General features: G+C 39.6%; 15 protein-coding genes. 8 read left to right on the top strand and 7 right to left on the bottom strand.

Annotated features, from left to right (window positions below):
* Positions 1–117: 117 nt before the first annotated feature.
* The gene (locus FJR38_RS08960) at positions 118–1,497 is read left to right on the top strand and encodes a sensor histidine kinase (RefSeq protein WP_174763564.1); all 1,380 of its coding nucleotides are present in this window, start codon (positions 118–120) and stop codon (positions 1,495–1,497) included.
* Positions 1,498–1,519: 22 nt separating this feature from the next.
* Here the strand turns inward: FJR38_RS08960 and FJR38_RS08955 are convergent, their stop codons facing one another.
* The 5 genes from FJR38_RS08955 to FJR38_RS08935 all read right to left on the bottom strand — a co-directional run bounded on the left by FJR38_RS08955 (position 1,520) and on the right by FJR38_RS08935 (position 6,099).
* Entirely contained in the window at positions 1,520–2,179 is a 660-nt protein-coding gene (locus FJR38_RS08955) for an HAS-barrel domain-containing protein (RefSeq protein ID WP_168536578.1), read from the bottom strand.
* 151 nt (positions 2,180–2,330) lie between these two features.
* Positions 2,331–2,525 carry an NAD(P)H dehydrogenase subunit NdhS gene (locus tag FJR38_RS08950; protein WP_168498417.1) on the bottom strand — a complete coding sequence of 65 codons (195 nt, stop codon included), beginning with the start codon at positions 2,523–2,525 and terminating at the stop codon, positions 2,331–2,333.
* 240 nt (positions 2,526–2,765) lie between these two features.
* Positions 2,766–4,079, bottom strand: coding sequence for a rod shape-determining protein RodA (gene rodA, locus FJR38_RS08945; protein ID WP_168498419.1), 1,314 nt, complete (start codon positions 4,077–4,079; stop codon positions 2,766–2,768).
* 68 nt (positions 4,080–4,147) lie between these two features.
* Positions 4,148–5,218 carry an Mrp/NBP35 family ATP-binding protein gene (locus tag FJR38_RS08940; protein ID WP_168498400.1) on the bottom strand — a complete coding sequence of 357 codons (1,071 nt, stop codon included), beginning with the start codon at positions 5,216–5,218 and terminating at the stop codon, positions 4,148–4,150.
* Between the two features lie 368 nt (positions 5,219–5,586).
* On the bottom strand, positions 5,587–6,099 hold the full coding sequence (locus FJR38_RS08935; protein ID WP_168536576.1) for an SRPBCC family protein: 513 nt from the start codon (positions 6,097–6,099) through the stop codon (positions 5,587–5,589).
* Positions 6,100–6,625: 526 nt separating this feature from the next.
* On the opposite strand from FJR38_RS08935, the gene hemF reads away from it, so the two are divergent.
* From hemF to psb29, 3 genes are all read left to right on the top strand, one after another.
* The gene (gene hemF / locus FJR38_RS08930) at positions 6,626–7,672 is read left to right on the top strand and encodes an oxygen-dependent coproporphyrinogen oxidase (protein WP_168497764.1); all 1,047 of its coding nucleotides are present in this window, start codon (positions 6,626–6,628) and stop codon (positions 7,670–7,672) included.
* Positions 7,673–7,971: 299 nt separating this feature from the next.
* The gene (locus tag FJR38_RS08925; RefSeq protein WP_168497762.1) at positions 7,972–8,343 is read left to right on the top strand and encodes an STAS domain-containing protein; all 372 of its coding nucleotides are present in this window, start codon (positions 7,972–7,974) and stop codon (positions 8,341–8,343) included.
* A gap of 95 nt (positions 8,344–8,438) precedes the next feature.
* Positions 8,439–9,146, top strand: a complete 708-nt coding sequence (gene psb29, locus FJR38_RS08920; RefSeq protein WP_168536574.1) for a photosystem II biogenesis protein Psp29 — start codon at positions 8,439–8,441, stop codon at positions 9,144–9,146.
* Positions 9,147–9,218: 72 nt separating this feature from the next.
* On the opposite strand, the gene FJR38_RS08915 is transcribed toward psb29, so the two are convergent.
* Positions 9,219–9,581, bottom strand: coding sequence for a phage holin family protein (locus FJR38_RS08915; protein ID WP_168497772.1), 363 nt, complete (start codon positions 9,579–9,581; stop codon positions 9,219–9,221).
* A 486-nt stretch (positions 9,582–10,067) separates the two neighbouring features.
* On the opposite strand from FJR38_RS08915, the gene FJR38_RS08910 reads away from it, so the two are divergent.
* The 4 genes from FJR38_RS08910 (at position 10,068) to psaI (ending at position 14,445) form a co-directional block, all read left to right on the top strand.
* Positions 10,068–10,937 (top strand): hypothetical protein, encoded by an 870-nt coding sequence (locus tag FJR38_RS08910; RefSeq protein WP_168536572.1) that lies wholly within the window; start codon positions 10,068–10,070, stop codon positions 10,935–10,937.
* Between the two features lie 2 nt (positions 10,938–10,939).
* Positions 10,940–11,188, top strand: coding sequence for a hypothetical protein (locus FJR38_RS08905; RefSeq protein WP_168497756.1), 249 nt, complete (start codon positions 10,940–10,942; stop codon positions 11,186–11,188).
* 621 nt (positions 11,189–11,809) lie between these two features.
* Positions 11,810–14,140, top strand: coding sequence for a hypothetical protein (locus tag FJR38_RS08900; RefSeq protein ID WP_168536570.1), 2,331 nt, complete (start codon positions 11,810–11,812; stop codon positions 14,138–14,140).
* Between the two features lie 164 nt (positions 14,141–14,304).
* A complete protein-coding gene (gene psaI / locus FJR38_RS08895) occupies positions 14,305–14,445 on the top strand; it encodes a photosystem I reaction center subunit VIII (protein WP_168497752.1) in 141 nt (46 codons plus the stop codon).
* 187 nt (positions 14,446–14,632) lie between these two features.
* Here the strand turns inward: psaI and FJR38_RS29295 are convergent, their stop codons facing one another.
* Positions 14,633–14,692 carry a photosystem II reaction center protein J gene (locus FJR38_RS29295; RefSeq protein WP_371418181.1) on the bottom strand — a complete coding sequence of 20 codons (60 nt, stop codon included), beginning with the start codon at positions 14,690–14,692 and terminating at the stop codon, positions 14,633–14,635.
* Between the last annotated feature and the right edge of the window lies 1 nt (position 14,693).

The raw sequence follows: 14,693 nt of genomic DNA, 5'->3' as shown, positions 1-14,693 counted from the left end.
AATACTAAAACTATCACGCCTGATCAATTTGACTAGTGATTTGACATGACCAATTTCTGTTTCAGCAATAATGCGAAAGACGTAAACCAATATTAAATTCAGGTTAAGGATGGAAAGATGCTGGCTATACAGAGCATTAAAGATGTGGATCTGCCAAATCTCAAGCTAGAGTCAACTTTACAGGAATTACCAGTTTGGACAATTCAAATAGAGATAGATCATCCAGGTAATGAACTAGCCAAACTTTTTGAAGCAGAACCTTTATTACCAGGCATTATCTTGACTAAAAATCAAAAATATGCAGGCATGATTTCCCGTAGGCTTTTTTTTGAGCAAATGAGTCGTCCCTATGGTTTAGGACTATTTGCAGGGCGGCCTATTGAATATTTTTATAATTTTCTACAACCAAAAGCACTTGTTTTGCCAGAGGATACACCAATTGTGGAAGCAACTCAAATAGCTTTAGGGCGATCGCACAAACAAGTCTATGAAACAATTGTGATTACCGATCAATCTTATCAGTATGGATTACTAGATTTTCATCAGTTACTTTTAGCCAATTCTCAAATTCATATTTTAACAATACATCGCCTACAAAAAGAAAAAGAAAAAGCTAGAATAGCCAAAGCCGATTTTCGTGATCTTCAACATAACTATAGTCGCTTATTACAAAACGATAAAATGATTGCTTTGGGGCAATTAGTAGCTGGTATTGCCCATGAAATTAATAATCCTATGAATTTTATTTATGGAAATCTCAATTATGCTATTGAATATGTTAAAGATATACTTTATGTCATAGAATGTTATCAACAAAAGAAATCCTATACTGATGTAGTATCACAAGCAAAAGAACAAGGAATTGAGATAGAATTTATCAAGGAAGATTTGCCCAAACTATTATCTTCTATGCAAGTTGGGGCAACAAGAATCAATGAAATTGTCCTATCATTACGTAACTTTTCTAGACTGGATCAAGCAGAAATTAAATCCGTTGATATTCATGAAGGGATAGAGAACACATTAATAATTCTTCAACATAGCTTGAAAGCTAAACCTAATCAATTAGAAATTGAAATAATTAAAGAATATGAAAGATTACCTTTAATAGAGTGCTATGCAGGACAACTAAATCAAGTATTTATGAATATTCTTGCTAATGCTATTGATGCGCTTTCTGAAAGTGATAATTTAATTCTTAAAACGCGCAAAAATCTTCAAATTCGGATTCGCACAAAACTCACAAATGACAATCATGTTATTATTAGTATTGCTGATAATGGTTCAGGCATACCAGAGCATATCCAAAAGCGATTATTTGATCCATTTTTTACTACCAAGCCTGTAGGCAAAGGAACAGGATTAGGATTATCAATCAGCTATCAAATTATAGTGGAAAAACACGGTGGTCAGTTTTATTGTATATCTACACCTGGAGAAGGCTCTGAGTTTATTATCAAAATTCCAGTTATCTCTAATCACAATCACTCCAAATAGGTTTTTGGCTTTTCAACTTACCTTAATAAGGGTGAATTTGACTCAAAATAAAACGTAGACGGTCATAATCATCCTTTAATAATATACTTAAATGTCGTCCTGCTCTAATTAACCATTCTCTGTCATTTTTACGTAACTGATATACACCACGAATAACTGCTGCGGCCAAAGAATCTACTGGCGCACCATTAATAAAAAGTAATGTCCGCAAAAAATCAAATTGTTCCGTAAACTGGATTATAGCTTCTGTTTGACAGTGATAAACTGCTTGGTGAATTTGTGGAGGACGGGGGGGTAAATATTGATGAATTCTACCGTTATCACTTATATTCAAAGATTTTTCTTGAAATCCCACAATCGCCGCTCGGAATTCAGTTTTTAGCATCGCAAATATCTGGGGTTGTTCCTCACGCAAAGCTTCTAAAGATAACCCCAAAGCAACAGCCCGATGTACAGAATCAATAGGCATAGTTGTGGCATAATAGACCACAGCATAAACTTGATTCCCCGATTCCTCATCCGCCGCGCAAACCCAACTTCCAAAAGGTGGCATGGGCGGAAAACTCAAATCTTCTGGTTCTAAACACTGAGCCAAAAATTCCGTTGTTGTAGTTTCGATTACCTCTGCAAGGTGTTGGGGATGGCGATCGCCAGTAGCAAACTGTGGTAAAGGTAGACGCATAAACAATTAAGAATTAAGAATTAAGAATTAATAAACATTATTCACCATTATTAGTTAATAGACATCTAGTAGAACTTAAATATGCGTTTTTCAAAAACTTTGTAGAGACGTTCCATGGAACGTCTCTACTTTTTCACGAATAACTAAATGATTATTTCCCTTTTTTCTGGACTGTAGTTTCTACGGCTTCTAACTCTGTCAGACGGAAAGTAATGATTTTATCCCAATTACCACCTTCAAACAGTACAGCTACTTTACCATCACTAACTCTTTGTACAAGTCCTTCAGACCGATAATATGTATCAGCGGGATTTTTGACACGAACAGTTGCTCCAGGCAAGATCATCATATTTACCCTTATTGGTTTCCTATCTACTAGCTTAATGCTTATGGCAGGGAACAGGGATTGGTGATTGGTCAGTTGTCAGTTGTCAGTTGTCATTAGGAAATTCTTTCCCCTGCTCCCTGCATTTTCTGTCACCTGTCACCTGTCACCTGTCACCTGTCACCTGTCACCTGTCACCTGTCACCTGTCACCTGTCACCTGTCACCTGTCACCTGTCACCTGTCACCTGTCACCTGTTCTCTAATAATACTTTTGGCGTTGCCGATAATTAGCTACAGATTCTACTATTCCGATCGCAATAAAATTAGTTAGCATCGCTGAACGCCCATAACTCATCCACGGTAGGGGAATTCCTGCCACAGGTGCTAAACCAAGAGTCATCCCAATATTAACAATAAGTTGAAATATGATCATGGACAAAACACCAATAGCTAACAGTGAACCAAAGTTATCTTTGGCGGTTTGAGCTACATGAAGTAAGCGGAAGCAAACTAAGCAAAAGACAGATAGTAAAATTAAACAACCGACAAGACCAAATTCTTCAGCAACGGCTGAAAAAATAAAGTCTGTATGCTGTTCAGGCACAAAATTCAATTGAGTCATCGGTCCTTTAAACAAACCCCAGCCCCAAATTTCACCAGCACCAATAGCAATGCGAGATTGAATCAAGTGATAACCAGCACCAAGGGGATCATGCTCCGGGTTAATAAATACACTGAGCCTGTTTTTTTGATATTCCCTTAATACATTATTCCAGGCAAAAATACCTAATTCGCCACCTAGCATATTAAGACAGAATGAAGCAATAGCAGCAACACCAAACCGCTTCCAGGGTAGACAAAACCAACCGACTATCCCCATTGCTGTTGCCCATAGTAAACCCAATATACTTAAAGATATTTCTTTGGATAAAACTATTGGTGCTGATAATGGCCAAGATATACTAAATAGGATTGCTGCAATTACAGGCGAAATCATGAGTATTAACCAGCCAGGGTTGGCATTTGCCCAATACAACATTCCTAAAAAGATTGCCCCAAAGACCAGTGATGTTGCCAAATCTGGCTGTAAAAATACTAATCCCCAAGGTACAGCCGTAATTGCCAAGACACGGAAAACACTTTCCAATGTTGAGGCTGTCCGCCTATGCAATAAAGCAGCTAAGGTGATGATTAATCCTATTTTGGCAAATTCTGAAGGTTGGACATTAAAACCGGCAATACTAATCCAACGCTGTGCGCCTTTGGCACTAGTACCGGCGATCATGACAATTATTAAACTAAAGTTTGTCAGCGCATAAGTGAACCAATGCCACTGCATGAGGTTTTCGTAGCGGCAACGAGCTAAAAATAAGGCGATTATTGAGCCAATAATCGCTGTTAGCCAGTGCCACCACCAGTCAGTTACAGGCTGCTTTAGTTCTGTACTCAGAATCATCAGCCCACCGAACATACTCAGACCAAAAACTAGAACAAATAGCAGCCCATCCATTTGTTGCCAGGGCTTCAGCCAAGATTGCCAACGAATTTTAGGGAATGAACGTTTTAACAACATTGTGCGAGGAGGAGAGCGGTGAATTAACAATTGACAATTGACAATTGACAATTATCTCTTGCCTTTACTTATGTCAAAGCAGCAACTGATACTTTACCTGCTACCGTGAGGGCGATCGCCTTGAGTGCTTTAGCTGCGGCTGAGTTGGGTTCACCAATCACTATCGGTACACCACTATCACCGCCAATTCTAGTAGAAATCTCTAAAGGTACACATCCTAACAAAGGTACTCCTAATTCTGCGGCTGTCTTTGAACCACCACCAGAACCAAAAATGTCATATTGCTTATCTGGTTGATCTGGGGGGATAAAATAGCTCATATTTTCCACAATTCCCAAAACTGGGACATTTAACTGCTGGAACATCCGCAACCCCTTGCGGGAATCTAACAAAGCTACAGTTTGTGGTGTCGTGACAATGACTACTCCTGCCATTGGTACAGCTTGGGTTAAAGTTAACTGAGCATCTCCAGTTCCTGGAGGCATATCCACAATTAAATAATCCAGTTCTCCCCATTCCACTTGATAGAGAAACTGACGAATCACGCCATTGAGCATCGGACCGCGCCAAATGACTGGCTGATCCTTGTCAATCAAAAAACCCATGGAAACCAGCTTCACACCATGATTAAAGGCAGGTTCGAGGATGTCTCCTGCTGCTGTTGAACGGACATTAATGGCGGCATCAGTTAAACCCAACATCGTAGGATCATTTGGTCCGTAAATATCTGCATCTAACAAACCGACTTTTGCCCCGGTTTGTGCTAATGCAACGGCAATATTTACAGCCACTGTACTTTTACCAACACCACCCTTACCGCTAGAAACAGCAATAATATTTTTTACCCCAGGCACGCCATTGCGGTCTGGTAAGCTTTTTTGCTGGGGTGTTTCGGCTGTGACTTCTATGCTGACATCTGTCACACCAGGGAGCTTTTTAACAGCTTTTTGACAATCTTCAACAATAAATTCCCGTAAGGGACAAGCGGGAGTGGTTAGAACCAAAGTGAAACTAACCTTACCACCGTCAATTTTGACGTTGCGAATCATGTTTAGTTCTACCAGACTTTTACGAAGTTCTGGATCTTCTACTGGCCGCAACACTTCTAGGACTGAGTGGGAATCTAGGACATCATACATAATGCGTTTACCGTTGCCGCTTATATAACAGCTTAAAAATTTTTCATTGACACATACTAGAATCTTAACTTTATTAGGGCAATTCTTAGTTGTCGGTTGTCATTGGGGCAAGGGAACACTATGGCTTACGCCACGCTACGCTATCGACAAGCTCAGTGCATCGCAGGGAACAGGGAACAGGAAGAGAGTTTTGGGCGATTTTACTTTTCTTCACATACCTTTAAATTTTTCTGTTCACCTACTTAGGATCATGGATTAAATAACCTGTAATTCTCGGTTATTGTTTTGGTGTAGGACAAGAAACCTCAAACAAAGTTTGACACATTATTAAATCCATGATCCTTAGTCAGAAATTTACGGACAACAATCTAAAAATCAAAGCAACTACCATGTAGAGATTTTTTCTTGGCTAATGCTGGATTTTCTACGGATTCTATCAGCGCCCTAGCTACCCGATCTACATAAGGACGAGACAAAGACCACATTAGGGGTGATAACCAACCACGTAAAGTTACAGAATAAGACAAGTAAGATCCACAAACGGTTGATTCTACTTGGTATGTTACTCTTTCTTCAATCCCAGGTATTGTTAAAACGCGGATAGTTAGCACCTGTTTGGGATTAACTCGTTCTACAAAAATCTGAATGGGAATTGGCCAAAACCTTGTCACTGCTTGAAAAATTAATCCGGGTTTGGGGACTAATCCATAAGGAACGTTGGTACTTTTGAGGAGAGGATGCCAAGAAACATCTGTTAAGTCAACCACTTTGTGCCACAGTTCATCTACAGAAGCAGAACTAATCTCCCGATACGTTCGCACTAGAGATGCACAAAATCGCCGACGTTTGTGGTAGATGAATTTAGATAACCAACTTTGCATTGTCTTGTTCTCTATAATTCTGTTTAATAACTATGAAACTTACATCTAAGCCCTAAAGAGACTGAGTTTTCCACTGATCGAGCATTCCTATAATAAGATTATTTCTATGACGGTGAAAACAAGTCTGTGGATTGTCAGTAACCCAGCCCTAAATGGACTGGGCTTGCAAGAGTAATCAAATGATATCTGTGGTTTAGAGTAGTTCCCTTTGCCATAGAGATTTGAAGACTTCTGGAGCAATGGTATTTGCCTGTAAACTGGTTCAGTAGCGACGCTCAAAGGTGTTGATGAGGAAGATGTGACTAAAGACTAAATAATTGTTAACATTTTTAGATCACAAATACTGGCGATAATCGAGTAAGTGCAGTTAGCAGCAAGTTGAAAGGAACTGTGTTGGTCACAACCTGAATATCTGGAATAATTTACGTCTGTGAACCAGAAGATGCCCACGTCCTTCGTTGCTGACAAATTTTGACACCAAAAATTTGTAATTGTTTGGAAATTGTAATTTTAGGTTCGGGAATTTATGTTAACCAACTCGCAAACCCCCACTATCACAAAGGAATCAGCTAATTTTCTACCGGGTGTCAATGCTCAGGCTAGAGTTAGTCAGTTTATGCAAAACTTGCAGCATGAAATTACCCAAGGTTTAGAAAAATTAGATGGTTTGGGGAAGTTTCAAGAAGATAGCTGGCAGCGTCCAGAAGGGGGTGGTGGACGATCGCGTGTACTGCGTGATGGTGCAATATTTGAACAAGCAGGTGTAAATTTTTCGGAAGTTTGGGGTTCTCATTTACCCCCTTCAATTTTAGCCCAGCGTCCAGAAGCTGAAGGACATGGCTTTTATGCAACGGGTACTTCTTTGGTGTTGCACCCACGAAATCCTTATGTGCCTACAGTCCATTTAAATTATCGCTATTTTGAAGCTGGTCCTGTTTGGTGGTTTGGTGGTGGTGCGGATTTAACACCTTATTATCCCTTTGCTGAAGATGCTAAACATTTTCATGAAACTTTAAAACAAGCTTGTGATCAACACCATCCTGAATATTATCCTGTGTTTAAGCGTTGGTGTGATGAATATTTTTATCTGAAACATCGCGGTGAAACACGAGGAATTGGTGGTTTATTTTTAGATTATCAAGATGGTCAAGGTTCTATCTATCGCGGTCCAGATCCCAATGGGGACGCGGCTATGTATAGTAATCAGATAGACAAATTACCGCCCCGCACTTGGGAAGATATATTTGCTTTGGTTCAAGACTGTGGTGCAGCATTCTTACCAGCTTATGCACCAATTGTAGAACGTCGGCATGGCATTGAATATGGCGATCGCCAACGTAATTTCCAATTATACCGTCGTGGTAGATATGTAGAGTTCAACTTGGTTTATGACCGAGGCACAATTTTTGGACTCCAAACTAATGGACGCACAGAATCAATTCTCATGTCTTTACCACCTCTAGTGCGTTGGGAATATGGCTACCAACCAGAACCTAATTCTCCTGAAGCTGAGTTGTATGAAACTTTCCTCAAGCCTCAAGATTGGATAAACTGGAAACTAACCCAACAATAGGCAAGGGAGCAGGGGCAAGGGAGCAGGGAACAGGGGGAAAAAGGGTTTCAGCCCTATTTACTTTTCTCCACGCATTTTGGTTATATCACGTCCACCGACTTTGCTAATGAGTTTGGTATTGGTTAATTACCGTATCCAATCCATTATTTCTTTTTTTTACTCAGTAGTCAGTTATTCGCGCTAAACACCATTACAGTAAGCTACACTAAGATTCAAGTATCATCCTTGGTGAATTGGTTGATACTTACTCACTTTGTGAGTTTTTTGATTAGCAAATATTAGCAAAAAGTATTGGTTCAGTGATTAATATAGATCAGCAAACCTTTACAACTGAAGACGGTCATACCGTTATGGTATTGACACCTGTGGGTCGCTTAGATATTACTACTGCTTGGCAATTTCGTCTAAAGCTCCAGGAATGTATTTCTAAACACAGTCCTCATGTTGTTGTTAACCTTGGCCAAGTAAATTTTATTGATAGTTCTGGACTAACTTCCTTAGTAGCTGGAATGCGTGATGCTGATAAGGTTCAGGGCAGTTTTCGCATTTGTAATGTTCATCCAGAAGCCAAGCTGGTGTTTGAAGTCACAATGATGGATACAGTCTTTGAAATCTTTGATACTGAAGAACAAGTTTTACAGACTCCACCTCGGAGTTTAGCTAGTCAATAGGATTTTTAAACTCCTTTTTGATCTGACCGTCACGAATTAGGTCTTATTGGTTCATACTAGAAAACAAGAATACGTCTCTCTTAAATATTTTCTTTGTGAATAACGTCCGTACAGTATCTGATACAAAAAGAACCTTCTACACCCTTCATACCAGGCCGATTAACACTATTTACCGCCGGGTAGTTGAAGAATTAATGGTAGAAATGCATCTGCTATCAGTCAATGTTGATTTTAGCTACGATGCGATTTATGCCTTGGGCGTTGTCACAACTTTTGACCGCTTTATGGAAGGCTATCAACCAGAACGGGATCAAGAGTCAATTTTTCAAGCAATTTGTCAGGCTGTGGAACAAGATCCCCACCGCTACCGACAAGATGCTTCAAGATTGCAAGCTTTAGCGGTTAGTCTACCCAGTAAAGATTTGATTGCTGGCTTGAGTCAAGCGACTTCCTTAGATCAAGATGCTGATTTGCAAAGGCAACTAGAGGCGATCGCCGCAAATTCCAACTTTAAATATAGTCGTTTATTTGGTGTTGGTTTATTTGCATTATTGGTACAGTCAGATCCAGAACTTGTCAAAGATGAGAAACAACGGACTGAAACATTAAAAGCGATCGCTAATGGTTTGCATCTCTCAGATGACAAACTCATCAAAGATTTAGAACTCTACAGTTCTAATCTAGAAAAAATGGCGCAAGCACTCATAGTCATGGCGGATATATTGTCAGCAGATCGGAAAAAACGCGATCAGCGTCAACAGCAAGCCAGCACGACCGCAGCACCATCCAGTCCGAATGAATAATTTGTAAAGGTGATAGGTGATAGGTGACAGGAAGTAATTACCAATTACCAATCACCAATCACCAATCACCAATTACACACCTAGTAATTTGTAGATAATGTTATTGACAATAGTGAGTGCAAAAGCACCTAAAACAGCACTCCAAATACCGTAACGCAAGCGAAAACCATCTACCAACCAAGCAGCAATACTAAAACAAGCAACAGCAATCATGAAAGTGAAGATACCAGATAATAAGTTAAAGGTGGCTAAATCTGGTATGACAAACAACACTTTGAGAATTGGCTTAACTAATGCTGTAATAATACCTAAAACTGCGGCGGAAAAAATTGCCTTTTGTGGAGTATCAATTTCAACTCCCAAAGGTAATTTACTAATAATCCACAAGCTAAGAGCCGTGACTAACCAAACAATTAACAGCGTCACAATATCCATTGCCACAACCCCTGAAACGTAAATGGTGAATAGCTATGCTGTCCGAAGACATCGGCAATAAATTACCTGGTTAACTTGGTTTTTTGATGTGAAAATCTTTGTAGCTTAACCAATTATTTATAAATTAACAGGAGTTTCTTCCATAACTGGAATTTATTTTAGATATCTTTAGGTTTACTCTTTTCTGATTCAGAATTTAATTTTTAATTCCGCACTGCGGTACTAGTGAATATGCAAAACTCTTCAATGAATCATGGCAGATTGCTATAGATGTGCAGGCAGAACTCAGAAAAATCAGAACCCTATGGGAATAAATTCAGACTTGTGATATATATAAATACCAATAGGTCTAAAATTGAGTACAATTAATTAAGCAACCTCAGAACTTAACCGATTTGGTTGAGTCCGTATTCCCACTGAAGGGAGTTGCATTTTAACTTCTTGAGTTCTATAAACAAGCTTTCCTATAGCTTTTGAGAGCAGCTAATGGATAAAAATTTACATATTACAGCCGCAGCTATTTTAACAACCTTGGCGATCGCTGGATGTACGATAGGTGAAGACACCCCTACCGCTACTAATACAGCTAGTCCCCAGCCAATTGCCCAGCCGTCCGCAAATCCCCAAACACAGGCACAACCTTTTCAAAATCCTGTTATTTCTAGTGTACCTACCGCCCCTACGGCTCAGGCTGGTAACTTGACTCCACCTACTAACAGTACAGAAAGATTGGCTATAGTACAAAAAGGACGGACAGATCCTTTTGGACAAATTGTGCCATCAATAGGAACTAATACTGTTCGGAGAGGTAACCAGATAGAAGTTCCTAAATTACCACCTTTACCTACATCACCTAACACAAGACAAATCCCAGGAAATACGCCGACACCGAATAAAGCGCCGACTACTGCGCCAAAATCACCAGCAGGGGCAGCACAAGTACCCCAAAAGCCTAAACCACAAATACTTATACCCAAGGTTTTATCAGGGGTTGTTGCTCCTATGCAACTCAAACCAGTAGTACCACCAATACCACAACCGGAAACGGCTAGAGCAGTGGTTGTCAGTGGTGTAGTTTTAGTTGGTACAGTACCCCAAGCAATTATCAAAGTACCAGATGAGCCTACTAGTAGGTATGTAAAACCTGGACAAAGACTGGTTAATGGTGTGCTAGTAAAACGGATTGAAATGAATAAAGGTGACAATCCCATTGTAATTTTTGAACAGTACGGGATTGAAGTTGCTAAACAAGTAGGAGAACAACCAACTCAAGAATCTAAACCATCAACTACAGCTTCTGTAGGTAATGCTATTTCAGTCGTAAAACCACAGGAAAACTTGGTGGGAGCTTCATAGAGATGGAAGCACAGGAGCGAATAGAATTTCCTGGTTTACCTTTGGCTGTTTATAGGGAAATAGCGGCTCATCTCCAGCAGGTAATAGGGGTAGAAGTGGGATTAATATCCCAAACATCTTTAGAGTTTGATTATCATCAAAGTCAAATTTCTGGTTTATGGGTTTCGTGGCAATCAAACGCTAACGGGGAAAGCCGGGAAATGTTCAAGCAAATAGTGGCTTATTATCAAAATCGCTATGATCTTGCCTAATTTCCAGCCAACTTGGGGATGATCACTCTCCTACCCCATCAAAAAACAAAAATAAAATTTAACTGAACCCGGAAGTCTCCACCTTCAATGTACTCATGAGGTGGGGATGGTGAATTACCACACACTGTACCGAAGGTAGAGTGTGGGCTTCCCAATTCATCGGGAATAGCCTCCAGAACTTCGTAGTTCTATTGGTCTGACATTCCCTCCAAGGGCAGGAGTCCTGATTCCCAAGACCCAAATCTTTTACCCTGAGCGAAGCCGAAGGGTTCTCTCTTCACACTTACCTATCAGCTTGGTTTTCGCTTACGGCATTGGTGGTCAAGATGCTACAATTTTATCACGAAATTTTGGGGATTCTTCATCAGTATAATAGATAATATTTGGAAAAACCCTCAAATGTTCTTCTCCCTTACAAGGCTTACGTCTTGTATTAGTTGAGAACGATTTCGGTTTTTCCCGCCTTATATCCCGCCACTGATTATGAGTACCAAATTCAGTGGGGGACTTACGGTGAATAGTTAAACTGATAAGCAAGTTATTGACACTCTCCTGCCGAAAGGTGATCAGCATTTACGTTATAAAAAATATTAATAGACTTCGGTTTAGGCTTTACTTAGAATGGAAAACTGGCAATTTCTGATACAGAAGCAGGGCGATCGCACTTGGCGGACTCTAGAATCTCCCACTCTCAAAATTTTGGCGGGTAAGTACCGGGTTTTAGCTCGATCTTACTTAAGTAATATTGATGTAGAAGTACGGGTAATTCATACCTCAACCTTAGAGACTCCACCTAAACGACGTATTCTCAAGCGATCGCGGCGCACGAATGCAGAAGGGCTGATGGCCGTAATTCCTTTTACCTACTTTAAACCAGGAATTTGGGAATTACGGTGTTCTGGAGATGTGATGTCAGATATGCTAGGTAAATCCTGGCAACATACCCTAAACATTCAAGTATTACCCCAAGAAACTGGTATCGAGTCTCCACCGCAACTAGCTAATGAATCCGATTTAGAAGCAGATACGGGAGTAAGTTTAGTGATGAGTCACTCTACTCCAGTCTGGTTTAAAGGCGAAACAACAGAGCAGATTTTACAAAATTTATTAGATTTAGCCTTACCTCAAGATGAATCCTTACTAGAGGAGGAAACTATTGAGAATGCGCCTACACTACCTCCACCTTTACCACTAAATCTGACTTTAGATCAAGATACTTATGTTGCTAATTGGGGAGAAAATTTTATCATTCATGGCTATGTAGAAGTAAATGAGATAGAAAATCTAGAAGATGAAAGATTTGCAACTGGTGGAATTTGTCAACTCAGACTAGAAATTGCATTGCGATCGCCTCTAGAATCACGTATTCTTAATCGCCTACAACAGTCATTAACAAATCAATCCTTACCTTTTAATTTTAGTAGCCTCATTGATATTCCTTCTAAATGCGAATCTAAATTAATTCTGGCTGATATTAACTTATATGGTGCATTAGCCGATGTTAGTAAAGTGATTCTTTTAGCCAGCCATACTTTTACAATCACAGCCAATGTCACTGAATTATTAGCACAGCAAACTTCCCCATCAGATCCTCTAGACTTTCCACCAGAAAATAACCTTTCAACTAAACCAAAGCCCTCTGCAAATGTGGGATTAGAACTTTTCAATTTAGCCAAAACTCCCAACCTAGCACAGTTTCACATTTTCAAGCCTTCTGCAAATCAACCTTTACCCCCCCGAATTAAACCCCTAGTAGATGGGGAAGGTTTTTCACCAGAATTACCGACTTTACCTCACAATCCCACATCAGAAATTACTACTGAAGAAAAAGCACAGATAATTCCGCCCATAGATTTGAAAAAGTTGGTAATTAAACCAATAAATTCTACTTTTCCGTATTTAAGACGATTAAGAGTTAAGTCTCCCAAGGAAGAAATAGTTAACAATCAATTAATTATTGGAGACTTAGAAACTTCAGAAAAATCTTCACAGTTACCAACCGCAGTTCCTTCCATAGAAAAAGATGATAGTCAAGAAATTAATAAGTCTGTCATGGATGAAACCGAAATCTCTTATGCAGAATTAATAGCAGAGATTGTCGGGGAAGGTGTCAAGAATGAAGAATTAGATGTAGTTGAAGTTGAGGAATCTGCTCTAGTTTTCAAAAGTGAAGAATTAGAATTAGATGTAGCTGATACTCAGAACCATTCCCCCCTCCTACAACAATGGATGCAAAGTCAAGGAGGTTCTTTGACTGAAGCCAACTCGGAAGCATCTCCAGATCCTGATGATGAAGAGGAAACTGAATCTGTAGATATTGAGCAATTATTAAATTTAGATGGGGAAATAGCAACTCCAGAAAATCAGACTTTTGAGGAAATTCCTTTAGAAATTAATGAACCAGAAATAGTCAATTTACTGAATCCGATCGCAACTCAGCCTGTATGGTTGTCTGAAGAAATAGTTATAGATGATATTCCTGTAGAAGTAGATTCTGAGAGTCTAGGTAGTGAGGTTCGAGAAAATCACAATGATTCTCTCCCGCTAGAGGATCAAGTCGCAGTTGATTCCTCTCCTGTAATCATTGATTCTTTACCAACTCCTCAATTGTTTGTACCAGAGGGTGAGCTTGTTGCGGGTACATCTGTAACAGTGCGGGTAGAATTACCGAAAGTCTCATCTTCGGTGGCCGTGAAGTTATGGGTTGAAGATTATCAAACTCGTAGTTTACTAGATGGTCCCCATATCCTGCCAGATTTGCGTTCTAACGCCTGGGGCGGAGGAGAAACGGCAATTTCCTTAAAAATTCCCTTTGGCTGCTTAGAAATCCGTTTAGCGGCGATCGCTCTCAATCAGACTACCCAACAGGAAAGTAACAAAGTTACTATCATCAGGACAGTTATTCCCCCTGATTTACCAACTATACAACTAGATGAACTGCTAGGAATTTAATGGAATGCGGAAGTCCCGACCTTCAATGTACTCATAAGGTGGGGATTGTGAGTGGGGGTTTCTGATGAAGCTGTGTTAAAAATCTTAAGAATTTAGCAAATTAGGTAAGATTTTGCAGTAAGCTCAATTTGAATTGTAGTAAGACTTTACAGGACTTTATCATCATGTCTAGTTCATTTTTGCCTACTATCTTGGCTTACTCTTCCTTTTTACCTTCTATTCTTGTTCCCTTTACTGGCTTAGTTTTACCAGCAGTAATTTTCGCGTTTTTATTTTCATACATTGAACGCGAAGATATTGCTTAATTAAGCTCTGGGTAATTGGTTACTTAGTTTTCTCACCAGTTACCTATGTTATGAACAACAAAACCGCCCATCTTTTTGAGATAGGCGGTTTTTATGTAGATTTTTGAAGACGGAGTTCAGAATCAATCAATGATTAAGCAAAAATCAAGTCTTTTGTAATTCTAATTACTTTCCTCTTCCAGTCGCATTACATTGAAGAACCAACTCCTGCGTAAGCTCCATAAAAGAAAATACCTACAACAGTGATT

It is taken from the genome of Anabaena sp. UHCC 0253, from assembly GCF_009712085.1.
Taxonomy (GTDB): domain Bacteria; phylum Cyanobacteriota; class Cyanobacteriia; order Cyanobacteriales; family Nostocaceae; genus Dolichospermum.
This window is presented reverse-complemented; position numbering and strand designations above follow the sequence as displayed.